This window comes from Shewanella sp. ISS20, from assembly GCF_056522965.1.
The window spans coordinates 391,046-416,872 of record NZ_JAWRZK010000001.1 but is presented as its reverse complement, the minus strand read 5'-3'; the positions used below and the strand labels follow the sequence as shown (position 1 = coordinate 416,872).

At 44.9% G+C, this 25,827-nt stretch carries 22 protein-coding genes and 3 tRNA genes; 10 read left to right on the top strand and 15 right to left on the bottom strand.

Features of this window, described 5'->3' with window-relative positions:
* Window positions 1-325: 325 nt before the first annotated feature.
* The gene (locus tag AC1HDP_RS01815) at window positions 326-1,702 is read left to right on the top strand and encodes an SLC13 family permease (protein WP_479637442.1); all 1,377 of its coding nucleotides are present in this window, start codon (window positions 326-328) and stop codon (window positions 1,700-1,702) included.
* A gap of 53 nt (window positions 1,703-1,755) precedes the next feature.
* Here the strand turns inward: AC1HDP_RS01815 and AC1HDP_RS01810 are convergent, their stop codons facing one another.
* The 6 genes from AC1HDP_RS01810 to pspA form a co-directional block, all read right to left on the bottom strand.
* Window positions 1,756-2,949 (bottom strand): trans-sulfuration enzyme family protein, encoded by a 1,194-nt coding sequence (locus AC1HDP_RS01810; RefSeq protein WP_479639801.1) that lies wholly within the window; start codon window positions 2,947-2,949, stop codon window positions 1,756-1,758.
* Window positions 2,950-3,171: 222 nt separating this feature from the next.
* A complete protein-coding gene (locus AC1HDP_RS01805) occupies window positions 3,172-4,317 on the bottom strand; it encodes a TIGR01620 family protein (RefSeq protein WP_479637441.1) in 1,146 nt (381 codons plus the stop codon).
* Complete coding sequence (locus AC1HDP_RS01800; RefSeq protein ID WP_479637440.1) at window positions 4,314-5,729, bottom strand: YcjX family GTP-binding protein; 1,416 nt, start codon at window positions 5,727-5,729, stop codon at window positions 4,314-4,316. Before AC1HDP_RS01800 ends, AC1HDP_RS01805 begins: the two co-directional genes overlap by 4 nt.
* Before the next feature lie 55 nt (window positions 5,730-5,784).
* Window positions 5,785-6,171, bottom strand: coding sequence for an envelope stress response membrane protein PspC (gene pspC, locus AC1HDP_RS01795; RefSeq protein WP_140932201.1), 387 nt, complete (start codon window positions 6,169-6,171; stop codon window positions 5,785-5,787).
* Window positions 6,164-6,397, bottom strand: a complete 234-nt coding sequence (gene pspB / locus AC1HDP_RS01790) for an envelope stress response membrane protein PspB (RefSeq protein WP_140932200.1) — start codon at window positions 6,395-6,397, stop codon at window positions 6,164-6,166. Before pspB ends, pspC begins: the two co-directional genes overlap by 8 nt.
* A 10-nt stretch (window positions 6,398-6,407) precedes the next feature.
* A complete protein-coding gene (pspA, locus tag AC1HDP_RS01785) occupies window positions 6,408-7,103 on the bottom strand; it encodes a phage shock protein PspA (protein WP_479637439.1) in 696 nt (231 codons plus the stop codon).
* A gap of 175 nt (window positions 7,104-7,278) precedes the next feature.
* On the opposite strand from pspA, the gene pspF reads away from it, so the two are divergent.
* The 8 genes from pspF to AC1HDP_RS01745 all read left to right on the top strand — a co-directional run bounded on the left by pspF (window position 7,279) and on the right by AC1HDP_RS01745 (window position 15,449).
* The gene (pspF, locus tag AC1HDP_RS01780; protein WP_479637438.1) at window positions 7,279-8,367 is read left to right on the top strand and encodes a phage shock protein operon transcriptional activator; all 1,089 of its coding nucleotides are present in this window, start codon (window positions 7,279-7,281) and stop codon (window positions 8,365-8,367) included.
* A gap of 71 nt (window positions 8,368-8,438) precedes the next feature.
* On the top strand, window positions 8,439-10,064 hold the full coding sequence (locus AC1HDP_RS01775) for an ABC transporter substrate-binding protein (protein WP_479637437.1): 1,626 nt from the start codon (window positions 8,439-8,441) through the stop codon (window positions 10,062-10,064).
* Entirely contained in the window at window positions 10,061-11,092 is a 1,032-nt protein-coding gene (locus AC1HDP_RS01770) for an ABC transporter permease subunit (RefSeq protein ID WP_479637436.1), read from the top strand. Before AC1HDP_RS01775 ends, AC1HDP_RS01770 begins: the two co-directional genes overlap by 4 nt.
* A complete protein-coding gene (locus AC1HDP_RS01765; RefSeq protein WP_479637435.1) occupies window positions 11,079-11,969 on the top strand; it encodes an ABC transporter permease subunit in 891 nt (296 codons plus the stop codon). Before AC1HDP_RS01770 ends, AC1HDP_RS01765 begins: the two co-directional genes overlap by 14 nt.
* Window position 11,970: 1 nt before the next feature.
* Window positions 11,971-12,978, top strand: coding sequence for an oligopeptide/dipeptide ABC transporter ATP-binding protein (locus AC1HDP_RS01760; protein WP_140932194.1), 1,008 nt, complete (start codon window positions 11,971-11,973; stop codon window positions 12,976-12,978).
* A complete protein-coding gene (locus AC1HDP_RS01755) occupies window positions 12,959-13,744 on the top strand; it encodes a peptide ABC transporter ATP-binding protein (RefSeq protein WP_140934039.1) in 786 nt (261 codons plus the stop codon). Before AC1HDP_RS01760 ends, AC1HDP_RS01755 begins: the two co-directional genes overlap by 20 nt.
* Before the next feature lie 196 nt (window positions 13,745-13,940).
* Window positions 13,941-15,143, top strand: coding sequence for an enoyl-ACP reductase FabV (gene fabV / locus AC1HDP_RS01750; RefSeq protein WP_140932193.1), 1,203 nt, complete (start codon window positions 13,941-13,943; stop codon window positions 15,141-15,143).
* Between the two features lie 96 nt (window positions 15,144-15,239).
* Window positions 15,240-15,449, top strand: a complete 210-nt coding sequence (locus AC1HDP_RS01745) for a TOBE domain-containing protein (protein WP_479637434.1) — start codon at window positions 15,240-15,242, stop codon at window positions 15,447-15,449.
* An 82-nt stretch (window positions 15,450-15,531) separates the two neighbouring features.
* On the opposite strand, the gene ppiD is transcribed toward AC1HDP_RS01745, so the two are convergent.
* The 9 genes from ppiD to AC1HDP_RS01700 all read right to left on the bottom strand — a co-directional run bounded on the left by ppiD (window position 15,532) and on the right by AC1HDP_RS01700 (window position 24,517).
* Window positions 15,532-17,391, bottom strand: coding sequence for a peptidylprolyl isomerase (gene ppiD, locus AC1HDP_RS01740; RefSeq protein ID WP_479637433.1), 1,860 nt, complete (start codon window positions 17,389-17,391; stop codon window positions 15,532-15,534).
* Between the two features lie 191 nt (window positions 17,392-17,582).
* A complete protein-coding gene (locus AC1HDP_RS01735) occupies window positions 17,583-17,855 on the bottom strand; it encodes an HU family DNA-binding protein (protein ID WP_140932190.1) in 273 nt (90 codons plus the stop codon).
* Between the two features lie 262 nt (window positions 17,856-18,117).
* Entirely contained in the window at window positions 18,118-20,469 is a 2,352-nt protein-coding gene (gene lon, locus AC1HDP_RS01730; protein ID WP_479637432.1) for an endopeptidase La, read from the bottom strand.
* A gap of 129 nt (window positions 20,470-20,598) precedes the next feature.
* Window positions 20,599-21,879 carry an ATP-dependent protease ATP-binding subunit ClpX gene (gene clpX, locus AC1HDP_RS01725; protein WP_140932188.1) on the bottom strand — a complete coding sequence of 427 codons (1,281 nt, stop codon included), beginning with the start codon at window positions 21,877-21,879 and terminating at the stop codon, window positions 20,599-20,601.
* An 84-nt stretch (window positions 21,880-21,963) separates the two neighbouring features.
* The gene (gene clpP, locus AC1HDP_RS01720) at window positions 21,964-22,575 is read right to left on the bottom strand and encodes an ATP-dependent Clp endopeptidase proteolytic subunit ClpP (protein ID WP_140932187.1); all 612 of its coding nucleotides are present in this window, start codon (window positions 22,573-22,575) and stop codon (window positions 21,964-21,966) included.
* Window positions 22,576-22,666: 91 nt separating this feature from the next.
* Complete coding sequence (gene tig, locus AC1HDP_RS01715; RefSeq protein WP_479637431.1) at window positions 22,667-23,971, bottom strand: trigger factor; 1,305 nt, start codon at window positions 23,969-23,971, stop codon at window positions 22,667-22,669.
* Window positions 23,972-24,215: 244 nt separating this feature from the next.
* Window positions 24,216-24,291: transfer RNA gene (locus tag AC1HDP_RS01710), tRNA-His, on the bottom strand.
* An 8-nt stretch (window positions 24,292-24,299) separates the two neighbouring features.
* Window positions 24,300-24,376, bottom strand: a tRNA-Arg gene (locus AC1HDP_RS01705).
* 64 nt (window positions 24,377-24,440) lie between these two features.
* Window positions 24,441-24,517, bottom strand: a tRNA-Pro gene (locus AC1HDP_RS01700).
* A gap of 304 nt (window positions 24,518-24,821) precedes the next feature.
* On the opposite strand from AC1HDP_RS01700, the gene folD reads away from it, so the two are divergent.
* The gene (folD, locus tag AC1HDP_RS01695) at window positions 24,822-25,688 is read left to right on the top strand and encodes a bifunctional methylenetetrahydrofolate dehydrogenase/methenyltetrahydrofolate cyclohydrolase FolD (RefSeq protein ID WP_479637430.1); all 867 of its coding nucleotides are present in this window, start codon (window positions 24,822-24,824) and stop codon (window positions 25,686-25,688) included.
* Window positions 25,689-25,827: the final 139 nt, after the last annotated feature.

Sequence of the window (25,827 nt, the reverse complement as noted above, 5' to 3'; positions counted from 1 at the left end):
AAATGACCAGAGCTTCCTCGGTCAAGTAAAAGCCTAGACCAGTAAAAGCTAAGTGCAACCTCCTAATGCTCACAAAAAAACCACACCAAGATCACATAAATGATATCTGGTTTAATTACAGTCTGTAGCCACGAAAGGATACTAACTATTGATATATCTAGTATTTGTTGAAAAATAACCTCATTAATTCGTCAACCAACCAAAACACCTAAAAATAAGTAGTGAAAGTGACAAAAAACCAACAAAGCAAGCATTAATAAAGATATTTGTATAAGGGTCTATCTCCCCTACAGTGAGTTAATAACTCGTGGATAAAGGGATAATTATGCAGCAAAAACAGAGTCGACCACCCAACCATCAAGTCGCAGCCAATTTAGCCATAGTGGGTGTTGATATAGTCTTGCTGTTCTTACTTAAGGAATTTTTACCCTATGAACCTGAGGTCAACACAGGGTTAGCCATCTTAGTATTTACCGCCATTTTATGGCTAACCGAAGCTACTCATCTGAGTGTCACTGCCATCTTAGTTCCCATAGTCGCTGTCGCCCTTGGGGTATTTGACGTCAAAACCGCTATGGCTAACTTTTCTAATCCCATCATTTATTTATTCTTCGGTGGTTTTGTCATGGCCGCGGCACTCAATTATCAAGGGATTGATAAGCTGATTGCCAACAAGGTACTTAAAGCGTCAAAAGGCAAACTGAGCTCAGCCTGTTTATTAATGTTTGCGGTGACAGCCTTATTGTCTATGTGGATAAGTAACACGGCGACTGCGGCTATGATGCTGCCGCTTGCCTTAGGTATTTTAAAACAGCTGGATTACAATCAGCATAAAAGTACCTATTTGTTTTTACTGTTAGGCATAGCTTATTCAGCGAATATTGGCGGTATAGGCACCTTAGTTGGCAGTCCGCCAAATGCCATTGCTGCCGCCCAAGTAGGGTTAAGTTTTGCTGATTGGCTCAAGTTTGGATTAATCACTGTCGCGTTAATGCTGCCAAGCATGCTTATTGCCTTATATTTTTTCTTAAAGCCTGATTTAGCCTTTGTTTGTAAAATCAATACTGAAGAGCAAGAACTCAGCTTTAGCGGCAAGGTTACTTTAGGAATTTTCTTACTCACAGTGCTGGCGTGGGTCTTTAGCGTACCACTAGCTTCAGCATTAGGCGGTATTTCACAGTTTGATACCATAGTGGCACTTAGCGCAGTAGCGTTACTGGCAGGATTGGGCTTAGTGAGCTGGAAGAAAATTGAGCAGACCACAGATTGGGGCGTGCTGATTTTATTTGGTGGCGGCCTAACCCTAAGCGCCATCTTAAAAACCACAGGAACCAGTGTATTTCTAGCTCATTGGGTAACTGATGTGTTTGGTAACACCCATATGGCGCTGTTCACTTTAGTGGTTATTGCCTTTGTGATCATGCTGACTGAATTTGCCAGTAATACGGCAAGCGCCGCCTTATTAGTACCTATTTTTGCGGCCATCGCCGAACCACTGGGTGTGTCGCCGATTATGCTGGCAGTGCTCATAGGAATAGCCGCGTCATGCGCGTTTATGTTACCTGTGGCAACACCTCCCAATGCCATTGTTTATGGTTCAGGTCATGTTCGCCAATCTGAAATGGTCAAAGCTGGCATGATAATTAACCTCATCAGCATAGTAGTGCTTTATATCGTGGCTCATACCTTTTGGAACATATAAGCCATAGCCATAAGTGCATAGTAAAGAGGTAATGGCTGGCGCTGCGCCAGCTATCACCCTATGCCGGCCAAGGCTTGTTTTAGGTCGGCAATAATATCCGCCTCATTTTCAAGCCCCACTGAGATGCGCAGTAAATTATCGGATATGCCAGCAAGTTTTCTAGCCTCTGGCGTATAAGGCGAGTGAGTCATAGAGGCAGGATGCTGAATTAAGGATTCGGCGTCGCCTAAACTGACGGCGATGCTAAATAACTGTAAGCGATTAACAAAGGCTTTGGCTTGCTGTAAATCGGCCTTCAATTCAAAGGCTATCACCCCGCCCGCCCCTTGCATTTGCGTGCTCATTAATAAATGCCCGACATGAGTGCTCAGCCCAGGGTAATAGACCTTACTCACTAAGCTGTGTGCCTGCAAAAACTCAGCCACCACTTGCGCGCTTTGGCAATGACGCGCCATCCTAATATCTAAGGTTTTAAGCCCCCGTGAAATAAGCCAAGCATCGTGCGGCGATAACACGCCGCCAAAGTCTTTAATGATGGTGCTTTTAAGATGCGAGATAAATAGCTCACTGCCACACACGACTCCTGCAATCACATCGCCATGACCATTAAGATACTTAGTGGCGCTATGTATGACTATGTCAGCGCCAAGGGCTAAGGGCTGCTGCAACAGCGGCGTCATAAAGGTGTTATCAACAATAGATATCAATTGATGGCGCTGACATATGTCTGATACCGCTGCAATATCATAGACATCTAAATGCGGGTTTACTGGCGTCTCGTAAAACACCAGCTTAGTATTGACTTTGATAGCCGCTGTAATGGCATCAAGTTGGGCAAAATCAACCAAACTCACCTGTATGCCAAATTTTGGTAATTGCTCAGTGATTAACGAGAAACTGCAACCGTAAATGGCGTGGCTGGCGATGAGATGATCGCCAGCTTGTAAATTAGCCAGCAAAGCGCCACTCACTGCCGCCATGCCAGAAGCTGTCGCCGCTGCTGCCTCTGCGCCTTCTAAAGCCGCTATGGTTTGTTCTAGCTCTCGAATGGATGGATTGCCAAGGCGGGTGTAAATATCACCACACTCTTCACCACTAAAACAGCGGCCACCTTGCTCGACACTGTCAAACACAAAGGTGGCACTTTGAACTAAAGGTTTAACCAAAGGACGCGCTTGATGACTAGGCTTGGGGCCATGAATGGCGAGAGTGGCAAGATGCCATTCTTTTGCTGTGTGTTTCATAATATATCCCTATGATCATTAGCTTCACTCTAGCGAGTCCAATGATCAGGGCATAGCAGCAACCTTAAATATCCCCAAAAACCAGCGTAACTAATACGTTACATTTTGGATGTCCTTGCTGTGTAGTGAGTGCGCATATGGCTTAAATAGTAGAGCGCTCATAGATAGCACTCATAGATAACATTCTTTGATGTCACTCATAGATGATATCGACTGACTTGTAGTTCAGCGCTTTACTTTTTCAGCTTCAGTGATTGTTTCAGCATTTAAGCCTGAGTCTTGCTTGTCGGTAAAAATCCGCTTTAGTTCAATGAGTAAGTCTTTATGAACCCTTGATAATTTAGGCTTGTGTTCAGGCGCAAAAGCTAACGGGCGACACAAGGCCATGGCTTGATAACCAAGCCTTGCCGTTAATAGTCCGCCGCCAACCCCTTGGGCTAAACGCGCCGACAACTTACCAGTCATTTCCATCGATAATAACTGACTGCCTAAATCGGTAATAATTTCAGTAGTACCAGCATAAATCACATTAAGCACTATGGTTTTCAGTAGCCTTATCCGGCTCCAATAGCCAAGCTCAATCCCGTAGCAAGCGGCAATATCATTTAATAGCTTTTGATTGCGCCACAAAATAATCGCCATATCCATCACAGCTAATGGACTTGCCGCTAACAAGGTCGCGGCTTCTAAGGCGTAGCGACTCACTATGCTTTGCGCCTGCTTATCAAGCGGATATAAGACTTCTATTTCAAATAATTGCACTTGCTCAGCGTCGTTATGATCAGCGGTCGCTTTAGCATAATACTGACTTAATGCCGTTTGCTGTATGGCCACTAACTTACGTTTTTTACCCTCGGCGTCTTTATCATCTCCAAACCCTTGGGCTAATTGCCGAATAAAAGGCGCCGCTTCACCAGATTGCATGCTAAGGCGCAGTCTATCGCCAGTCTCTTGCCATGCTAGCGTATGGCGTAAACGCCGCAATTTTTTTAACTCAGACCATAGCGCGCGGCCAGCAAATGCTACCAGCGCCACTAAGGTTGAGCCATACAAAGCAAAAAGCCACACAGATTGCGCCAAGGCCGCGCGCAGGCTCAAATATGTTTCAACGCCCACCACAGCGCACAATAATAAAACCACCAGCACCAATAAACGCGAGCGTTTGCCCTTAGTTTGGGCTGGCGCAAAGGCGGCATCTAAATTCTCTTGCTCAAGAGTTGATGTTTGCTCATCTATAGCCACAAAAGTATCGGCAGCAAACTGAGTGCGGCTTTGCAAATTATGTTTATCTTTTGAAGCTTCAGTGGCAGTATCATTCACCGCCGCAAACTCCTGGCGCCCTTTGAGGGAGTTATCAGCACCTGTATTCATAACAGCTTGTCTCCCAAAATAAATTCAAACAAGTGATCCATGCGAATATGCTCAAAGCGCTTATTTAGCGCCAATGGCGGCGCAAACGATGGAAAATCAAAGCCTTGAGACGACCAAAAACCAGCCTGAGGTAAACTTGTCGGCACTTCACCTGGGAAAATAGTGAGCGGTAAACCCGTATCAAGGGCATTGCCTTGCACGACTTCACATGGGCCTGTGGCAGTATCAACCATGCCATGTTTACTGGCTTTAATGGCGCTGATGGCCATAGTTTCAACGATACAACCATCAAATTTTGCCTGCTGCTGACCACTCTTTAATAGGTAGGTGAGTAAATGCAATAGATTAGCTTGTTGATCGCGACTGATATGATCCACTTTACTGGCAGCAAACAGCAATTTATCGATTTTGGGCGCAAATAATCGCTTCAATAAGCTATTTTGACCAAATTGAAAACTCTCGAGAATTTGCTCGAGCGCGGACGTCATATCTTCAAACTGATATTTACCGCGATTTAAGCCGCCTAAACAGTCCACCAGCACCACTTGCCTGTCAAAATGACAAAAGTAATCTCTATAAAAAGGCTTTACTACCTTAGCGATATATTGCTGGTATCTATGCTGCAACACATGGAAAAATGAATGTTTATCGCTATTGTTAAGCGCGGCCCACTCATCATCTGTCACAGTCAATAACGGGAAAAAGCTTAATATTGGCGCGCCAGCAAGCTCACCTGGCAATAACATCCGCCCAGGCTGCACTTGATAAAAACCTTGTTCATTCACTAAATCGACTAATAACGCCTGATAATGCTCACTGAGTTTAGCGAGCACTTGCTCATCGGCAGGTGCCGCTAAATCAAGTGCTGATAGTGCCTGAGTAAAGTCCGCAAATAGTGGACTATGACTCAATTTTTGCGCTTGGGCTTGCATCTCTTTAGACCACTGCACAAAGTCGAGTTTGAGCATAGGTAAATCAAGTAGCCATTCCCCAGGATAATCAATGATATCTAGATATAAAGTGGCAGAGTCCACCAGCTTAGCTCGCAGCCCTTTCGTTGGCTGATACCGCAAGGCTAATCTTAGCTCGCTAATACTGCGGGTTGATGATGGCCACTGAGGTGGCTCCCCTGTTAATTGCGCTATCGCTCCTTGATAATCAAAGCTCGCAATATTTAAATCGGGTTGCATCACGCGCTTAACCCCAATCAGCCTATGTTCGCGCGCGGCGGCAAATAACGGGAGCTTGTCTGTCCCTAAGGTCAATTGATTGACTAAGGCGGTCACAAAGGCGGTTTTACCTGCGCCCGATAAACCGGTAACTGCTAAACGAATCTGCCTATCACCGGCGCGTAGTGCCACTTGCTGCGCTTGCTGCTGCAGTCGTGACCATGAGTGACGCACATTTATCATAAAAGACCCCAAAAACAAAAGGTGGCATTAGCCACCTAGTATAACGAAAGCACATCTAAAGATTATTGATTTGTCTCTTTAAATCATATTGATCCGACGTTACATGGCGCTCGATATTCTGCAATCTAATATCAATGGCGCGAAAACGGCCGTTCAAATCTGCCAGCGCTTGTTTAGCGGGCTCACCTGCTTGCCACGCCTTTTTTTTAAGTCCAGACTCTTTATGATAAGCGTCCATATTTTGCGTTTTTGGCGTCTCATCAAGGATGACCCACAGCGCTATATACAAAATAAACACTACGCCAGAGCCGCCCAGTAGGAAAATCGACACGACTACAACTCGCACTAACCAAGTTTCAAAGTTGAAGTAATCCGCAAGGCCTGCGCATACTCCAGCGATTTTCCCCTGCGCACGATTGCGGTATAAGGTGCCTCTACTCATGACGACTCCTCCACTCTGGGCTATCGGTATCAAGGATTGCCTCTAAGCTTGCTATGCGCTGGCTCATTTTATCGGCCTTAACAATCAACTCATTAAGCTGAGTAAACTCTTCCTCCGTAAAGCCCTGATTAACTTGTTTCTTACTGCGGTAATGCAGCACCAACCAGATAGGTGCAACCACCACTAAAAAGATAATAATCGGGGCGATGAGCAGATCTAAATCCATAAGTTACTCCTTATGATTTTTTAGGTTCAGTGGCGGCATTAGCCTGCATTTTAGCTTTCATGGCCGCTAATTCAGCCGACACTTCATCTTCTGCTTGCAGCGCGGCAAATTCATCCGCTAATGAGCCTTTATTGGCGCCCTTAGATAATTCATAGGCTTCCGCTTGCGCTTCAATCCCTTCTACCCGGCGCTCGTACAGCTCAAATTTGAGCATGGCATCATCAATTTTGCTGGAATCTAAGCGGCGTTTCACTTCTAAGCGCGACGTCGCCGTTTGATTACGCATGATAATGGTTTTCTGACGCGCCTTCGCATCGGCTAACTTTTCTTGTAATTGCGTGATTTCATCTTTTAAGCGACTAATTTGCTCATCGATGATCAGCATTTCATCGCTCAAGGCTTTTAAGGTATCGTTGGCTTTTTGCTTTTCGACTAACGCGGCTTTGGCTAAATCTTCACGATCTTTAGATAACGCCAGTTCCGCTTTAGCATGCCAATCTGCCACTTGTTCTTCAATGCGAGCCACGCGGCGGTGCACTTCTTTTTTCTCAGCTAAAACACGAGCTGAGGTTGAGCGCACTTCAACTAAAGTATCTTCCATTTCTTGAATGATAAGACGTACCATTTTTTCAGGATCTTCGGCTTTATCTAATAAAGCACTGATGTTTGAATTAATGATATCTGCAAAGCGTGAAAAAATTCCCATAATATTATCCTCAAAGTTAGCGGTTACAATGTCCTTTAATCACATTTCGTGCCAACTTTTAAATTTCTTTCAATTACAATGTGATAGATATATTTTTAAGTTTATCTTTATTTTCACCAACTAGACACATATTATAATTTTCACCATTTGTTAGTGACATAGACCAAAAATTATCGTGGCTAAACAAAACCAACAAGACAATCTCATCGGCCAATCGAATGCCCTACTCGAAGTCCTTGAGCATGTATCGCAAATAGCGCCCTTATCTAAACCTGTACTTATCATAGGTGAACGAGGCACAGGTAAAGAACTGATTGCTGAACGCATTCATTTCTTATCGACCCGTTGGGATCAGAGCTTTATTAAGCTTAATTGCTCCTCCTTAAGTGATAGCCTATTAGAAAGCGAATTGTTTGGCCATGAAACCGGTGCATTCACTGGCGCCAAAGCACGCCATGAAGGTCGCTTTGAGCGCGCCGATGGTGGCACCTTATTTTTAGATGAACTGGCCAATACCTCAGGACTTATTCAAGAAAAGCTGTTGAGAGTCATTGAATATGGCGAGTATGAGCGTGTGGGCGGCAATCGCTCCTTAAAAACCGATGTGCGTTTAATATGCGCTGCTAATGAAGATTTACCTAGCCTTGCAGATGCGGGGGAGTTTCGCGCCGATTTACTCGATAGATTAGCCTTTGATGTCATCACCTTACCGCCGCTGCGCTGTCGCCCTGAAGATATTATGTCACTGGCAGAATATTTTGCTATTGGTATGGCGCGCCAACTTAGGCTTGAATACTTCGCGGGATTTAGTGCGAGCAGTAAACAAATCTTGCTTGATCATCAATGGCCTGGAAATATTCGTGAACTTAAAAACGTGGTGGAACGCGCCGTGTATCGTAATCAACAGCGCGATAAACCTATTCAAGACATTACCCTTGACCCCTTTGACTCTCCTTTTCGGCCTAAGCAAAGCATACGCACTCAAGATAGAAGACCAAGTAAGGCTCCAGTCACAAACGACACTAGCTCAATATCAGCAGCTAATGGTGCTAACGCTGCGACTCACGCTGCCACAACAAATGCCGCTCAGCTAAGCTTTCCACTGGATTTTAAAACTCATTGTGAACAACAAGAAAAATCTTTGTTAGAGCAAGCATTGACCATAGGGCAGTTTAATCAGAAGAAAACCGCAGAATTATTGTCATTAAGCTATCATCAGCTACGCGGAATTCTCAAAAAATACAATTTATTGGATAAAGATTGAGCTGGGTTTGCTCCAAACTCAAAGGCACTGTTAAAATACGATTCTTGTTATCTATAATAATCGATCTTGATATGAAGCTGTCCTTAAGTGGCACTATCTACCTTGGGTTGACCTTAGTCGCGGCGGTAATGCTTGGTGGCTGTAGTCCTCAAACACTACCGGCCGGATTAGTCTATTGCTCAGAGGGCAATCCAGAGACCTTTAATCCGCAATTAGTGACATCCGGCACCACTATCGATGCCACCTCTCAGCAGCTTTTTAATCGTTTGGTGGAATATAACCATCAACAAGAGACCATAGTTCCTTCCATCGCCAAACGATGGCATGTCAGTCAAGACGGCCTGAATTATCACTTTACCTTACGCGATGATGTGCAATTTCATCAAAGTGACATCTTTACCCCAAGTCGCACTTTAACGGCTGATGATGTTATCTTTTCATTTGAGCGCATTATCAACCCAAACCATCCTTATCACTTTGTTTCAAAAACTGGCTATCCATTTTTTGAAAGCATCAGTTTTGCTAAGCAAATAAAAAGCATAGACAAAATCAACGACTTAGAACTGGTGTTTCACTTAACTGAGCCGAATGGCACATTTTTATCGAATCTCGCCACAGATTTTGCCGTCATACATTCCAGTGAATATGCGCAGCAGTTATTGTTTACTAACATGCCCGAGCGTTTGGATACTGAAGTCATAGGTACAGGCCCGTATCAATTTCAGCAATATGTAAAAAATGAAATGATCCGTTATCGTCGCCATCCTAATTATTGGGGTGAGGTTGGGCAATTGCCTATGTTAGTGTTTGATATCACCCCCATAAGCGCTACCCGTCTGGTTAAATTAATCACAGGCGATTGCAGTGTTTCGGCCTTACCTAAGCCTGTAGAGTTTGACATTGTTGAGCTCCATCCAAAGCTTAGACTTGAGAGCCACCCGGGCTTAAATGTTTCATTTTGGGCCTTTAACACCCAAAAGAGTCCGTTTGATCGCTTAGAAGTGCGCCAAGCCTTAGAAATGGCGGTCAATAAACAAAACATACTCAATGCGGTTTACCGCGATAAAGGCATAATAGCCCATGGATTACTACCGCCAGCATCTTGGGCATTTGATGATATTCACGTCGATTCAGTGTATGACCCTGAGCGTGCTATTGCCTTACTTAAGCAAGCTGGCATTAGCGATTTAAGCTTAGATATTTGGTCGGCTCCTGTCGGGCGCAGCTACAACCCTAACCCCAACAAAACCGCCGAACTCATTCAAGCCGACTTAGCCAACATAGGCGTTAAAGCCAACATCGTGAGTTATGGCTGGAGTGTGTTTATCAATAAGCTCAATCAAGCCGATTACGATACGGTATTAATTGGCTGGAACGCAGATAATAGCGACCCCGATAACTTCTTTACGCCGTTACTAAGTTGTAACGCCATCATGAGTAGCACTAATCGTTCACGTTTTTGTCATGTCCCGTTAGAATCTTTGCTAAATCAAGCGCGCGCCACGCCATCGCAGTTAGCCCGTAAGGCTTTGTATGCCGATGCCGAAAAATTAGTGCGTCAACAAGTCCCCTTAGTGAGCCTAGCGCACGCGCAGCGCATGGTTTTAGTCAATGATACTGTGAGCCATATGCCCTTGCCCGCTTTTGGCGGCATTGCCTTTGATAAGGTGAAACAAGTGCAGGAGCTACAACCATGAGTTATTACTTACTAAGACGCCTTAATTTATTTCTAGCCACTAGTATAGTGTTGTTATTAGTGCTGTTTGTGGCCACTCACTTATTCCCTGTCAATAGCAGTTATGCTCTTAGCGGAATAGAGCAACCAACTGAATTACAAGCCGAGCAAATTAATCGCGATTATCATTTAGACGATGGTCAGTTCAGCCAGTTTATTGCCTATTTGCAGCAGAGGTTAAGTGGCAATCTTGGCATCTCAGTCACCTCCCAGCAAAGTGTTGCCAGTGAACTTGCCGATGTACTGCCAGCCTCGTTTGAACTCATCATAGTCACCGCCATGCTCGCCTTAGGTTTTGGTATTCCCATTGGCGTGATTGCGTCCTTAAGTAAAGATAAGCTCACTCAGAACAGTATTATTGCCATTACGCTCACAGGCTATTCCATTCCGGTATTTTGGTTAGGTTTGTCTTTATCACTGTGGTTTGGGGTTAAATTAGGCTGGCTTCCGATTTCAGGGCAAATTAACCTACTTTATGACATCCAGCCAGTCACTGGTTTTTTACTGATTGATTGCCTGTTATCGGATAATGAATATAGCTACAGCGCCTTTATTGATGCCTTGCAGCATATGATTTTACCGGCCTTCACCTTAGCGGTATTTCCATTCACTGTGGTTGTGCGCTTAACCCGCAGCGCCATGATGAATGTGATGCAGCAAACCTATATTCGCGCCGCAGAAGCGCGCGGCCTGCATACTCGCCAAATAGTAATGAAACATGCGCTACCTAACGCCTTAATCCCAGTACTCAAAAACCTAGGCATTATGCTGGGTCCCTTTGCCAGTTATGCCATAGTGGTGGAAGTGATCTTTGCTTGGCCTGGCGTTGGCGCTTGGTTAGTGCAAGGCATTTATCAGCGCGATTACACTGTCATTCAAGGCGGTATTATGGCGGTCGCCTTATTGATCATCTTCTTTAGTATTTTTATCGATATTATTCATACCGCAGCGAACCCAAAAAGTAGGAAAGAGATTTATGCCTCCCATTAGTATTTATCAAGAAGAGCGCATTCCCTCCCCTCGTAAACGGGTGTGGCGGTCGTTTTGCTCTAACCCCTTTTCTGTGGTGGGTTTATGGGCCGTGGGCTTATTGTTAGTCATTGCTATCTTTGGCCCATTAATGGCGCCTTATGCGCCGCAACTTCAAAATACTCAGTCAATTTTACTGCCGCCTTCATGGGATCCGGCCGGTACGGTTGAGCACTTTTTAGGGACAGATACTCTGGGGCGCGATATTTTCAGCCGTATCCTTTATGGCGCGCAGCTCACCTTAGGCTTATCTTTACTGGTCGTATTCACCGCCTTAGTGGTGGGTTTTATCATAGGCTCATTGTCAGGTATGATGAGCGGGCTTAAATCTTCCATTCTGTCGCACTTACTGGACGCCCTCTTATCCATTCCGTCACTGTTAATGGCGATATTGTTGGTCGCAGTAGCTGGCCCTGGCATTCAAAATGTATTTTGGGCTGTGGGTTTATCGTTAACGCCGCAATTTGTGCGCGCTATTCATCAAGCCGTGCACGAAGAGTCACAAAAAGAGTATGTGACCGCCGCAAGGCTTGATGGCGCTAATACCTTGCAAGTTTACTGGTATGTGATTTTACCTAATATATGGGACGCCTTAATAGTGCAGACCACCCTAGCCATTTCTGCCGCTATTTTAGATATAGCCGCCTTAGGTTTTTTAGGTCTTGGCGCGCAATCACCGAGCCCAGAATGGGGCGCTATGGTGGCGCAAGGAATTGACTCTTTATTAGTCGCACCTTGGAATGTCACCATTCCTGGACTTGCGCTGCTTTTTACTGTGTTATCGATAAACCTAGTTGGCGATGGGTTACGTACCGCCATGTCACGAGGGAATCAATAATATGCCATTACTTGATATTAGAAACTTAACCATCGAGTTAGATACGCCCTACGGCCGAGTTAAAGCCCTAGAAAAAGTCAGCTTAACCTTAAATGCCGGTGAAGTGCATGGCTTGCTTGGGGAATCGGGCTCTGGTCGCACCCTACTGGCGCGCGCCATTATGGGCATTCCAGAAGCCAATTGGACGGTCACCGTCGATCGCATGATGTGGGATGGCATGAACTTGTTAGAAATGCCACAACAACAAAGGCGGCAAATCATGGGTTCAGAAATTTCTATGATATTTCAAGACCCATCGGCAAGCTTAGATCCCTCCATCACCATCGGCGCGCAATTACTTGAAGCTATGCCGAGCAACCCGCAATTACCTTTTTGGCAACGGGGTAAAGCCCGCAAGCTTAATATGCAAAAGTGGTTACATAAAGTCGGCGTTAAAGATCCCGACCGCATTATCCGCCGTTATGCGTGGGAGTTATCAGAAGGCGAATGCCAAAAAGTGATGATTGCCATGGCACTAGCAAAGCAGCCCAAACTGCTGATTGCCGATGAACCCACCAACCTGATGGAAGTCAGTACTCAGGCACAAATTTTTAGATTGCTATCTAAGCTCAATCAACTGCAAGATGTTTCCATCTTATTGATTAGCCATGAAATTGAAACATTAGCGCAATGGTGCGGGCGCGTAACTGTATTTTACTCTGGGCAAGTGATGGAATCTGGTCCAACCGAAGAGCTGCTTGCAAGTCCGTTTCATCCTTATACCAAAGCTATGCTCGAATGTTTACCTGATTATGGTAATCCCATGCGTCATAAGATGATCATGCCAACGCTTGCAGGCTCGGCGCCGCCGCTGCAGCATTTACCCATTGGCTGTCGTTTAGGGCCGCGTTGCCCACAAGCGCAAAGACAATGCGTGAATCAACCGAATTTACGCCATATTCGCGATAGGTATTATGCCTGTCATTTCCCATACCAAACCGAGTCAGACAATGACGACAGCGCTGCTTAAAGTAAACCATCTCAATAAACGCTATTTCAGCGGTTATCGACGCCTGCGCAAGCAATACTCACAAGCATTATCCGACGTGAGTTTTGAGCTTAATGCCGGCGAAACTTTAGCGATAGTAGGTGAAGCTGGGTCAGGTAAAAGTACCTTGGCCCGTATCTTAGTGGGCGCTGAGCCGCGCACTAATGGGGAAATCTTGTTTGAAGGCGTGTCATTAGATAGCCATGATAACTCTAAACGCTGCCGCCTCATTCGCATGATATTTCAAGATCCTAACACCTCGCTTAACCCAAGGCTCACCATTGGTGAACTCTTGGCTGAACCGTTACGCTTTAATACTCAGTTAGATAAAGCCACTATTAACAAGCAAGTATTTGATACTTTACGCAAAGTTGGCCTGCTACCTGAACATGCTGAATTTTACCCGCACATGATTTCTGAAGGTCAAAAACAGCGCGTCGCGGTGGCACGAGCATTAATGCTCGATCCTAAAATCATTATTGCCGATGAAGCCTTAACCGCACTCGACTTTAGCGTCCGCTCGCAAATTCTGAATTTATTGCTAAAACTGCAGCAAGAGCTGGGATTATCGTACATTTTTGTATCGCATCATCTTGGCATCATTCGTCAATTTAGTGACAAAATCATGGTGATGCAAAAAGGTGTAGTGGTTGAAAAAGCCCGTACTGAAGAATTATTTAACCATCCTCAGCATGAATATACCCAAAGGCTTATTGCCGAGCAGGACTTATTGTTCAATCGTAAATAGTTTAAGCCGTAAATAGTTGTTAGTGCGGTAAGGCGAGTGAGTATGGTCGCAATGGCTCATGGCTAAAACCATGGCTATTACTAACACTATACTGCTCCAACCACTGTGAATTTTAGGGATGATGGCAAAATAGCAGTGCCATTTATTCACTGAAATCATTATCCTATTGTGCAAAGTTGACTCTAGAAGCGATCTCATGATTATTAAACCGAAAATTCGTGGATTTATCTGTACGACCACTCATCCATTAGGCTGTGAAGCCAATGTGTTAGAGCAAATCAACCTGACTAAAGCCCAAGGCCCAATTAAGCACGGTCCTAAGCGCGTATTAGTCGTGGGAGCCTCCAGTGGTTATGGCATGTCATCTCGTATTGCCGCGGGCTTTGGCTGCGGCGCTGCAACCATAGGCGTATTCTTTGAGAAGCCATCGACAGAAGCCAAACCTGGTACTGCCGGTTGGTATAACTCTGCCGCCTATGACAAGTTTGCCAAAGAAGCGGGCCTTTATGCCAAATCTATCAATGGCGATGCCTTCAGCCATGAAGCTAAAGCCAAAGTTATCGAACTTATCAAAGCTGATCTTGGCCAAATTGATATGGTGGTGTACTCACTGGCATCGCCCGTTCGTAAAATGCCTGACAGCGGCGAGCTTATTCGCTCATCATTAAAGCCTATTGGTGACATTTATACTGCCACTGCGGTTGATACCAATAAAGACTGCATCATTGAAGCGTCAGTTGAACCTGCTACCGAGCAAGAGATTGCTGATACTGTCACTGTGATGGGCGGCCAAGACTGGGAATTGTGGATTGATGCCCTGAATGATGCCGGCGTATTAGCGCCAGGCTGCAAAACAGTGGCTTATTCTTACATAGGCACTGAAATCACTTGGCCTATCTACTGGCATGGCGCCCTTGGCAAAGCCAAGATGGATTTAGATCGCGCCGCTCATGAGTTAAACAGCTTATTAGCTCCAACTGGCGGTAGCGCTAATGTGGCAGTATTAAAAAGCGTTGTGACTCAAGCAAGCTCAGCCATTCCTGTCATGCCACTTTACATTGCTATGGTCTTTAAAAAGATGCGTGAGCAAGGCCTGCATGAAGGTTGCATGGAGCAGATTTTGCGTTTGTTCCGCGAGCGCTTATATCAAGACGATGGTGCACAACCACAAACTGATGCAGACAACCGCCTGCGTTTAGATGATTGGGAATTAAGAGAAGATATTCAGCAGCATTGCCAGCAATTGTGGCCACAAGTGACCACAGAGAATTTAGCGCAATTAACTGACTACCTTGAATACAAAGCAGAATTTATCAAGTTGTTCGGTTTTGGTATCGACAGCATAGATTATGAGGCTGATGTGAGTACTGCGGTTGAGTTTGATGTCATCAATCTCTAATAGATCACATTCTTACGTAAAATGGCTATCTTAATGATAGCCTTTTTTATTATTATCTAGTCCGCTCCAACCAATTGAAATATTTAGGAATATATTATGAAAATTAGCGCACGCAACAACCTGAAAGGCACTGTAGTTTCTATCGCTGAAGGTTCAGTAAACAATGAAGTAGCCATCGAAGTAGCACCAAACGTTGTTATCACTTCTATCGTGACTAAGAACGCTTGCGAAGCTTTAGGCTTAAAAGTCGGTGGCGAAGCTTACGCTATCGTTAAAGCAAGCAGCGTAATGGTTGCTGTTGATTAATCTATGGATTAATTGCTAATAAAAAAGGTCAGCAGCTGCTGACCTTTTTGTTATCTCATTTTAAGAATGACGATTTAAAGCACTATTCCGTAGGGAAAGTAATTTCAGCTGTTTTCTTTAAGCTATCAATCATAGCCATATAGTCAGTTTGACTCAGTGACGTGCTTAAGCCTTGGCTTAGGGTCGCTAATACTTCAGCCGTAATGCCTTCAGCGGCATTAACGCCGTCTAACACGACTACGCCATAACCTTGGCTTAAAGCCACAGTATCAACTACTGGCGTGCCTTGTGGGCTTGGCATTTGGAAAGCCTTAGTCACTATGGCAGGATTAATATCTTGGGTATAACGCCCAATCTTATCCTGAGCCACTAAGTTAGCATCTGGTTTATCCGCCTTGATGCTAGCCATTACGTTTTGCGCCGCCACTTTAGCTTGCTCTAACGCTTGCTCTTGCTGTAAACGCGCCACGATATCGGCTTTTACATCAGCAAACGGAACAGAACCTGCACGTTGGTGCTTGTTCAAACGCAGTACCATCACATGATTAGGGGCAATCTGTAGCACATCTGAGTTCAAGCCTGATAATAATACTTGCTCAGAGAAGGCCGCTTTCACTATCTCAGGAGTATTAAAGCCTGCTGGAGCATTTTGACGGCTAAATAATTCAGTGGTTTGCACTTTACCATTGATGGCTTGCGCCGCATCAATCAAACTATCTGGCACTTCATAAGACACGTCAGCCAGCTTTTGTTGCAACTGGTAAAACTCGTTAGTGGCTTTATCTTGCTGCAGCTTAGCTATGATTTCAGCTTTCACTGTATCAAAGGCTTCGGCTTGACCAGGTTGAACATCCACTAACTTAATGATTTGATAACCATAGTCAGATTTAACCACCGCAGATACACCGCCCTTGGCAGTAATAGCAAACAAGGCTTCATCGAACTCAGGCGACATCACGCCTTGTTCAAACCAATCCAGTTCACCGCCATTAACCGCCGTGAACTTGTCACTAGACTCTTGCTTGGCTAACTGCGCAAAATCAGCGCCTGCTAACAACTGCTGATGAATGTCATTGGCTTTCTGCTCAGCGCCTTCTTGACCGGCATCAATCAGGATATGTGCAGCCAGACGCTTTTCAGCAGTCTGATAATCCGTCTTGTGCTCATCATAATAGGCTTGCGCTTGCTCATCAGTCACAGCAACCGTCTTCGCCATTTGCGACAAATCTAAGTCAACATAATCTAAGCTTACAAGCTCTGGGCTAGTAAATTGCGCTTGATTAGTATCATAAAAACTTTTTGCTTGCTCATCGCTAATCACCACATTGGCCGCTAAAGGCGCCGCATCGATAATTTGGTAGCGAATATTACGCGTCTGGCCTTGAAGTTTAGCTAATTGCTCAGCTTCACCCGCTAACACGAACTCACTGCCAACCACTGAGCTCACCAACTGACGGCGAGTCATGTCTTGGCGCATCATGTCGCTGAATTGAATTGGCTGATAGCCTAACTGACGCAATACCGCTTGATAACGTTCGTTATCAAACTGACCATTGGTTTGGAACGCAGTTTCAGTGAAAATGGCTTGCTTAATCTGCTCGTCAGAAACTCGTAAACCGATTTTATCGGCCGCTTGATCCAGTAAGATATCACCAATTAAGCGATCTAATACTGACTGCTTTAAACGGTTCATGTAGTTATCATCGGCAGATAAGGCCGCGAACATGTCACCCAACTGTTGTTCCATACGTGACTTCTCACCTTGGAACGCATGTTCTAATTGTGCTTGGGTAATTTCTTGGCCATTCACTGTCGCAGCGGGTACTTCAGTCGAAGTGCCTAAATAGCTGCTGACTCCTGCAAATGCGAAAGACAGTATCACAAGTACCAAAATACTCTTGGCAATGACCCCTTGTGAACCTTCGCGAATTTTTTCTAACATTGTTGAACTCGCTTATTGGCGAAAAAAAAATAAAAAAGCGCAGCCATTGCTGGTGCGCCTTTAATGTCTTTGCAACTATAACTGTTGTCATATTGCCGGCGCCGACTCAATTGAATCACCACCTTTTAATTCGTAAAAAGCACTGCTAGGCAGTGCTTCATTTTACGAGCCCTTAAAGGCCGTGCGCAATCTTAGTTAACTGCGTCTTTCAGCGCTTTACCGGCTTTGAAAGCTGGAATGTTAGCTGCTGCAATCTTAATTTCTTGACCAGTTTGTGGATTACGGCCAGTACGCTCAGCGCGCTGACGTACTTCAAAAGTACCAAAACCAACTAGAGAAATTTTATCGCCTTCTTTCAGACCTTCAGAAACTGCTTCAATGAAAGAATCCAGTGCACGGCCAGCAGCCGCCTTAGAAATATCAGCACCAGTAGCAATTTTCTCGATCAGTTCAGATTTGTTCATGTCATCCCCTTGAATGTAATTTTTCGCTCCGCATCCAAATCCATGTTAAGAGCGGACTGCGGAGGCTTTTATAACAAGCTTATTCACAAAGAGCAAGCCTAATCAAAAAACCAAAATATAATATTGGAAGTTGCTAGAAGCCAGTCACCCCAAGGGCTAGGGGCAACCGACCCTTCACAAACTTAGGCTACCACATGAATAGCGTTTGTTAATCCATTTTTTTCAATTTTTTAGTGTGTTAGCGCAATTTCTTGCGTTTTTGCTATTTTTTAACCACTTCAAAACCTTCGACCGGTCTTTCCAAGGCTAATTTAAGTACTTCATCCACCCAACGCACAGGATGAATGCACAAATCGGCGATAACATTTTGTGGAATTTCTTCCAAATCACGTTCGTTTTCCTTAGGGATCAACACGTGTTTGATGCCGCCGCGATGCGCTGCTAACAGTTTTTCTTTAAGGCCACCAATAGGTAACACTTCACCGCGTAAGGTAATTTCACCTGTCATAGCAACATCAGCGCGAACTGGATTACCCGTTAAGCTTGACACTAAAGCCGTGCACATAGCTGCGCCAGCTGAAGGTCCATCTTTCGGAGTAGCGCCTTCTGGCACATGCACATGGATATCACGTTTCTCATAAAAATCAGCGTTAATTCCCAATTGCTCAGCGCGGGCACGCACCACTGTCATCGCCGCCTGAATCGACTCTTGCATGACATCGCCTAATGAACCGGTAAACAGCAGTTTGCCTTTACCAGCCACAGAGGTAGCTTCAATAGTGAGTAAATCACCACCGACTTGTGTCCATGCTAAGCCCGTCACTTGACCGACTTGATTTTTACTTTCCGCTTTACCGTAATCAAAACGCTGCACGCCTAAAAATTCTTTTAGATTATCAGCGGTAACATCAACATGCTTAATGTCTTTATTCAGCAGAATTTGTTTAACGACTTTACGGCAAATCTTTGATAACTCACGCTCAAGCGCACGTACACCCGCTTCACGGCTGTAGTAGCGAATAATGTTGAGTAGCGCGCCATCATCTATGCTGATTTCACTCTTCTTCAAGCCATTACGCTCAAGCTGCTTAGTCAGTAAGTGCTGCTTAGCAATATTAAGTTTTTCATCTTCGGTGTAACCCGATAAACGAATCACTTCCATGCGGTCAAGCAGTGGTCCTGGAATATCCATAGAGTTAGATGTTGCCACAAACATCACGTCCGATAGGTCGTAATCCACTTCTAAGTAGTGATCGCTAAAGGTTGAGTTCTGCTCAGGATCTAACACTTCAAGCAAGGCTGATGCCGGGTCGCCACGCATATCCGAGCTCATTTTGTCGATTTCATCGAGCAAAAATAGCGGGTTCTTAACCCCGACTTTAGCCATTTTTTGGATAATCTTTCCTGGCATAGAACCAATATAAGTACGGCGATGACCACGAATTTCCGCTTCATCACGTACGCCGCCTAAGGCAACTCGTACATATTCGCGTCCTGTCGCTTTAGCAATCGACTGACCTAATGAGGTTTTACCAACACCTGGTGGTCCGACTAAACATAAAATAGGGCCTTTAAGCTGTTTAACTCGGCTTTGAACCGCTAAATACTCCAAAATGCGATCTTTGACTTTTTCTAAGCCAAAGTGATCAGCATCCAGAATAGTTTGCGCTTTGCCTAAATCTTTCTTGATGCGTGAGCGCTCTTTCCAAGGCACTGAAGTCATCCAATCGACGTATGAGCGCACCACAGTGGCTTCAGCCGACATAGGCGACATCATCCGCAGCTTATTGAGCTCAGCAATGGCCTTATCTTTGGCATCCTTTGGCATGCCAGCATCTTCAATCTTCTTGGCAAGCACATCAAATTCATCACCGCCCTCATCGAGATCGCCAAGTTCTTTTTGAATGGCTTTCATCTGTTCGTTGAGGTAATACTCGCGCTGACTCTTTTCCATCTGCTTTTTGACGCGAGAACGAATGCGTTTTTCAACCTGTAACAGGTCAATTTCCGCTTCCATCATGGCCATCAGATATTCTAAACGCTCGGAAATGTTAACCATTTCCAGCACAGATTGCTTGTCAGCCAATTTCAATGGCATATGCGCAGCCATGGTATCTGCTAGACGCGCGGCTTCATCAATGCCTGACAATGAGGTCAGGACTTCTGGCGGGATCTTTTTGTTAAGCTTAACATAACCTTCGAATTGACTTAATGCACTACGAACAAGGACTTCTTCTTCCTTGTCTTCCATGTCAGCAGATTCTAGGTATTTAGCCTTAGCGACAAAAAATTCGTTTTCTTGAGTAAAGCGAGTAATGCGAGCACGGCGCCCGCCTTCGACTAATACTTTGACGGTTCCATCCGGCAATTTAAGTAATTGCAAAATAGAGGCAACCGTACCCACCTCATAAATATCATCTACGGTTGGTTCATCTAGATCGGCATCGCGCTGAGCTACCAGAATAATTTGTTTATCCAACTCCATTGCAGTTTCAAGGCAGCGAATTGATTTCTCTCTACCCACGAACAACGGAATAACCATATGAGGATAAACCACTACATCACGTAGGGGCAGCACGGGAAGTTCGATTTGCGTCTCACGCTCTATTGTCATAGCTCGATTCCGTTTTTTAGTTGCATTATTAGCGAGTATATTGGGGCAAGGGATAGTGTTTCAATGGACTATACGAAAAAAAGGAGCCCTAAGGCTCCTTTATTTTTCGATTTAATTACAATCGCTTAATTAATGCTCACCGGACGCAACTTGCGCTTCAGTATTTTCATACATCAAGATTGGTGCAGATTCACCTTTAACCACAGATTCATCAACCACAGCTTTCACTACACCTTCTGCTGACGGCAAGTCATACATGGTATCAAGCAGAATGCTTTCAACGATAGAACGTAGACCACGAGCACCTGTCTTACGTGTCATAGCTTTGTGCGCTATGGCGCGCAGCGCATCTTCACGGAACTCAAGCTCAACGTTTTCCATCTCAAATAACGCAGCATACTGCTTAGTCAGCGCGTTTTTAGGCTCAGATAGAATCTGCACTAAGGCAGCTTCATCCAGCTCTTCCAAAGTGGCTAACACAGGTAAACGGCCAATAAATTCTGGAATTAAGCCAAACTTCACTAAATCTTCAGGTTCTACCTGAGCTAAGGTTTGTGAAATTGTGGCTTTATCGCTTTGACCTTTAACTTCAGCACCAAAACCTATGCCTGAACCTTTGTGCGAGCGTTGCTCAATCACCTTCTCTAGGCCAGCAAAAGCGCCGCCACAGATAAACAGGATCTTAGAGGTATCTACTTGCAAAAACTCTTGCTGAGGGTGCTTACGGCCGCCTTGTGGTGGTACTGCAGCAACAGTTCCTTCAATCAGCTTAAGTAAAGCTTGCTGCACACCTTCACCAGACACGTCGCGAGTAATTGATGGGTTGTCAGACTTTCGACTGATTTTATCAATTTCATCGATATAGACGATACCGCGCTGCGCTTTCTCTACGTCGTAATCACATTTTTGCAGTAATTTCTGAATGATGTTTTCAACGTCTTCACCCACATAACCGGCTTCGGTTAACGTGGTGGCATCAGCCATAGTGAATGGCACATTCAAGAAACGCGCTAAGGTTTCTGCCAATAAGGTCTTACCGCTACCGGTTGGGCCTAACAGCAGAATATTACTCTTGCCTAGTTCAACGCCGTCTTTTGGACTGGCGTTCTTTAAGCGCTTGTAATGGTTATACACGGCTACCGACAATACTTTCTTGGCTTTTTCTTGGCCAATCACGTAATCATCTAAATGCGCACGTAATTCATGCGGAGTCGGTAATTTTTCTTGCCCGCGTTTTGGAGAAATCTCTTTAATTTCTTCACGAATAATGTCATTGCATAATTCAACGCATTCATCGCAAACATAGACGGAAGGGCCAGCTATTAATTTGCGTACTTCATGCTGACTCTTTCCACAAAAAGAGCAATACAGCAGTTTGCCGCCATCACCGTTACTCTTGTTATCGCCCATTCTACTACCTCATCTGCAGCTTGCTCTACTGCCTAGATTTTTTTCATCGCTTATCTCTGAGCATAGCCCAGCAATCAGCAAAGATCAGCCACGTTTAGTTAACACGGAATCAACCAGACCATAGTCCACAGCCTGAGTTGCGCTCATGAAATTGTCACGATCCGTGTCACGTTCAATTACTTCTAACGATTGACCAGTGTGATCCGCCAGCATTTGATTGAGCTTATTCTTGATGCCCAAAATTTCCTGAGCATGAATAGCGATATCAGAAGCTTGACCTTGGAAACCACCCAGAGGCTGATGGATCATTACTCGTGAATTAGGTAAACAATGACGCTTACCTGGAGCACCACCAGCTAATAAAAATGCGCCCATGCTGGCAGCTTGGCCAATACATACAGTACTGACGTTTGGCTTAATGAATTGCATGGTGTCATAAATCGCCATACCCGCAGTCACACTACCGCCAGGTGAGTTGATATACAAATGAATGTCTTTATCTGGATTTTCAGATTCAAGGAACAATAACTGCGCCACAATCAAATTGGCCATATGTTCTTCAACTTGACCCACCAGAAAAATCACACGCTCTTTAAGTAAGCGTGAATAAATGTCATACGAGCGTTCACCTTTAGCTGTCTGTTCAACAACCATAGGTACGAGTGCATTTTGTACGGATCCCGACGTATTAACCATTATTAGTTTCCCTAAAATAAAAAATGGCTCGTATGAGGAGCCCCATACGAACCATTATAAATGGCTAAGTGCCAAATAAGTCAAGTTTCACTTACGCGCGAGCGCCAGCCTTGTTCATAAATTCTTCGAACTCAACTGCTTTTTCAGCAACTTTAGCGCCTGACAGTAAGGCTTCAACCGCTTGCTCTTCTAAAGCAACGTTGCGCATATTCTGCATCAGCTCTTTGTTATTGTTGTAATAAGCGATTACTTCACTTGGATCTTCATAGGCAGAAGCCATAGATTCAATCAGTGCTACAACACGAGCTTCATCAGCTTTCAGCTCGTTAGTCTTGATCACTTCACCTAACAACAGACCTACTTTAACGCGACGCTCAGCTTGCTCAGTGAACAAGTCAGCTGGTAATTCAGGCATGTTAGCGGCTTGGCCACCAAAACGTTGCATAGCTTGCTGACGCAATACGTTGATTTCGCTTTCGATCATAGCTTTAGGCAGGCTCAGTTCATTGTTAGCTAATAAGCCTTCAATCACTTGCTGCTTAACGTTAGCTTTCAAAGCTTGCTCTAATTCGCGAATCATGTTCTTACGGATTTCAGCTTCTAAAGCAGCAACGCCGCCTTCAGAAATGCCGAACAGAGTTGCGAACTCATCAGTGACTTCTGGTAAAGATGCGGCACGCACTTCATTCAAGGTAATAGCGAAAGTAGCTACTTTACCCTTCAAGTTTTCAGCGTGGTAATCTTCTGGGAAGGTCACTTCGATATCAAACTGCTCACCGGCTTTATGACCGATAACACCAGTTTCAAAACCTGGGATCATACGGTTGCTGCCTAATTCCAGCTCGAAGCCTTCAGCTTTGCCGCCGTCAAATTCTTCACCGTCAATGCTACCGACGAAATCGATAATAGCTTTGTCGCCTTCAGCAGCAGCGCGCTCAACTGCGTCGAAAGTAGCGTGTTGCTTACGCAGAGTTTCGATCATAGTCGCTACGTTAGCGTCAGTAACTTCAGCAGTAGGCTTTTCTACTTCGATAGCATCTAAACCAGTCAGAGTAACTTCTGGGTAAACTTCAAAAGTCGCTACGAATTCAAACTTTTCAGCATCAGATTGACCTGGTACGAAAGTTGGAGCACCGGCTGGATTCATTTTCTCAGCAATGATAGCTTCGATGAAGTTACGTTGCATGATTTCACCAGTCACTTCCTGGCGAATCGCAGCGCCATAGCGCTTGTTGATCACGCTAGCAGGAACTTTACCTGGGCGGAAACCTGGGATACGTGCGCGCTTGGCTTCACGTTGCAGGTTATCATTAACCAGCTTTTCGATTTGTTCAGCTGGTACACTAATTGTCAGGCGACGCTCTAAGCCTTGAGTTGTTTCAACAGAAACTTGCATTGTATTACCTCGAAATATGTCTAACGTCCTTTGTAATAGTCGAGTCATCAACTATTCAGGTATTCGTTGCTTGATTTAATTACGCTTGAATGCCTATCGTATTAGATTTGTGGCACTTCTCGCTCGGAGTTGATACTGATCAAGACGCGACATTATAGCCAGCGTTTTTTGTTGAGTCGAGGGGCAATTCCCTGCAATCGGACATAAAAAAAGCGACCAGAGGTCGCTTTTTTTATTTTTATAATGGGGTGACTGATGGGGCTCGAACCCACGACAACCGGAATCACAATCCGGGACTCTACCAACTGAGCTACAATCACCATAATTTTGGTACGCCCGGCAGGATTCGAACCTGCGACCATCCGCTTAGAAGGCGGATGCTCTATCCAACTGAGCTACGGGCGCATGGTTAACAGTAAACACTATTTCCTAATAGTGTTTGACTCAATGCTAAGCATTAAATCGAATATGGTCGGTGATAGAGGATTCGAACCTCTGACCCTCTGCTCCCAAAGCAGATGCGCTACCGGGCTGCGCTAATCACCGAATGTTCTTATCTAACAAGATAAAGAGCTTAACTCTTTCAACCATCAGACTTGTTAGCGGCTCACTTACCGCCGGAGAACGGAGCGCATATTAGCGGTACAGGTGAATGGCGTCAACCCCTTTTTTACCCCGCAACCACTGATTGCTGAAATATAAATCAATTGGCGTATTTTTACAGCATTTCCTATCAATACATTGATTTAAAGTCGAAACACAGCGTTTATTAGTCTTTTATGACACCAGAAACACAGACTGCTAGAATGGCGGTGTTTTTCACTGTCACGCTACGAGGACATGTACCACCATGACAGCCCAAATTATCGATGGGAAAGTTATTTCACAAGCCGTTCGCCACCGTCTCGCCCACGCCGTCAGCGAGAGAATCGCACAAGGTAAACGTCCACCCGGACTGGCTGTCATTTTAGTCGGTGCCGATCCCGCGTCACAAGTGTATGTTGGCAGTAAGCGTAAAGCCTGTGAGGAAGTGGGTTTTGCCTCTTATTCTTATGATTTACCGGCTGATACTTCAGAACATGCATTATTGACTCTGATTGATGAGTGCAACGCCGACCCTAAAGTCGATGGCATTTTAGTGCAATTGCCCCTACCCGCTCATATCAGTGACGCTAAAGTAATTGAACGGATTGCGCCAGATAAAGATGTTGATGGTTTTCATCCTTACAACATCGGCCGTTTAGCCCAGCGCAATCCCTTGCTGCGGCCTTGCACCCCTAAAGGCATTATGACCTTGATTGAGTCCACCGGCATTGATACCTATGGTTTAGATGCTGTGATTGTGGGTGCCTCCAACATAGTTGGCCGGCCAATGACGCTGGAATTATTACTCGCAGGCTGCACTACTACCACTTGTCATCGTTTTACCAAAGATCTTGAAGGTAAAATTCGCCGCGCCGACTTACTAGTGGTTGCTGTCGGTAAACCGCACTTTATTCCTGGCGATTGGATTAAGCCTGGCGCCATTGTGATAGATGTTGGTATTAACCGTTTAGATTCAGGTAAGTTAGTCGGTGATGTTGATTTTGATGGCGCCGTTAACCGCGCGCAATTTATTACGCCAGTGCCTGGCGGAGTTGGCCCGATGACGATTGCCAGCCTATTAGAAAATACCTTATTTGCCGCTGAGCAATATCATGACCAGCAGGATGCTTGATAGTTTGCAGCTTAAACACCTGCTAAACACTGATTAAGCTTCAACAGCCATGATGTAGAAAATCAAGGTATAAAGAATACAACAACAAAAACGCCAGCAATTGCTGGCGTTTTTTATTAGCGAATATGAATCAAGTATG

What these genes read in the sequence shown, in the direction of transcription:
- AC1HDP_RS01815 (WP_479637442.1), top strand. Translation starts at nt 326, where the DNA reads ATGCAGCAAAAACAGAGTCGACCACCCAACCATCAAGTCGCAGCCAAT.
- AC1HDP_RS01805 (WP_479637441.1), bottom strand. Translation starts at nt 4,317, where the DNA reads ATGAATACAGGTGCTGATAACTCCCTCAAAGGGCGCCAGGAGTTTGCG.
- AC1HDP_RS01800 (WP_479637440.1), bottom strand. Translation starts at nt 5,729, where the DNA reads ATGATAAATGTGCGTCACTCATGGTCACGACTGCAGCAGCAAGCGCAG.
- pspC (WP_140932201.1), bottom strand. Translation starts at nt 6,171, where the DNA reads ATGAGTAGAGGCACCTTATACCGCAATCGTGCGCAGGGGAAAATCGCT.
- pspB (WP_140932200.1), bottom strand. Translation starts at nt 6,397, where the DNA reads ATGGATTTAGATCTGCTCATCGCCCCGATTATTATCTTTTTAGTGGTG.
- pspA (WP_479637439.1), bottom strand. Translation starts at nt 7,103, where the DNA reads ATGGGAATTTTTTCACGCTTTGCAGATATCATTAATTCAAACATCAGT.
- AC1HDP_RS01775 (WP_479637437.1), top strand. Translation starts at nt 8,439, where the DNA reads ATGAAGCTGTCCTTAAGTGGCACTATCTACCTTGGGTTGACCTTAGTC.
- AC1HDP_RS01770 (WP_479637436.1), top strand. Translation starts at nt 10,061, where the DNA reads ATGAGTTATTACTTACTAAGACGCCTTAATTTATTTCTAGCCACTAGT.
- AC1HDP_RS01765 (WP_479637435.1), top strand. Translation starts at nt 11,079, where the DNA reads ATGCCTCCCATTAGTATTTATCAAGAAGAGCGCATTCCCTCCCCTCGT.
- AC1HDP_RS01760 (WP_140932194.1), top strand. Translation starts at nt 11,971, where the DNA reads ATGCCATTACTTGATATTAGAAACTTAACCATCGAGTTAGATACGCCC.
- AC1HDP_RS01755 (WP_140934039.1), top strand. Translation starts at nt 12,959, where the DNA reads ATGACGACAGCGCTGCTTAAAGTAAACCATCTCAATAAACGCTATTTC.
- fabV (WP_140932193.1), top strand. Translation starts at nt 13,941, where the DNA reads ATGATTATTAAACCGAAAATTCGTGGATTTATCTGTACGACCACTCAT.
- AC1HDP_RS01745 (WP_479637434.1), top strand. Translation starts at nt 15,240, where the DNA reads ATGAAAATTAGCGCACGCAACAACCTGAAAGGCACTGTAGTTTCTATC.
- ppiD (WP_479637433.1), bottom strand. Translation starts at nt 17,391, where the DNA reads ATGTTAGAAAAAATTCGCGAAGGTTCACAAGGGGTCATTGCCAAGAGT.
- AC1HDP_RS01735 (WP_140932190.1), bottom strand. Translation starts at nt 17,855, where the DNA reads ATGAACAAATCTGAACTGATCGAGAAAATTGCTACTGGTGCTGATATT.
- lon (WP_479637432.1), bottom strand. Translation starts at nt 20,469, where the DNA reads ATGACAATAGAGCGTGAGACGCAAATCGAACTTCCCGTGCTGCCCCTA.
- clpX (WP_140932188.1), bottom strand. Translation starts at nt 21,879, where the DNA reads ATGGGCGATAACAAGAGTAACGGTGATGGCGGCAAACTGCTGTATTGC.
- clpP (WP_140932187.1), bottom strand. Translation starts at nt 22,575, where the DNA reads ATGGTTAATACGTCGGGATCCGTACAAAATGCACTCGTACCTATGGTT.
- tig (WP_479637431.1), bottom strand. Translation starts at nt 23,971, where the DNA reads ATGCAAGTTTCTGTTGAAACAACTCAAGGCTTAGAGCGTCGCCTGACA.
- folD (WP_479637430.1), top strand. Translation starts at nt 24,822, where the DNA reads ATGACAGCCCAAATTATCGATGGGAAAGTTATTTCACAAGCCGTTCGC.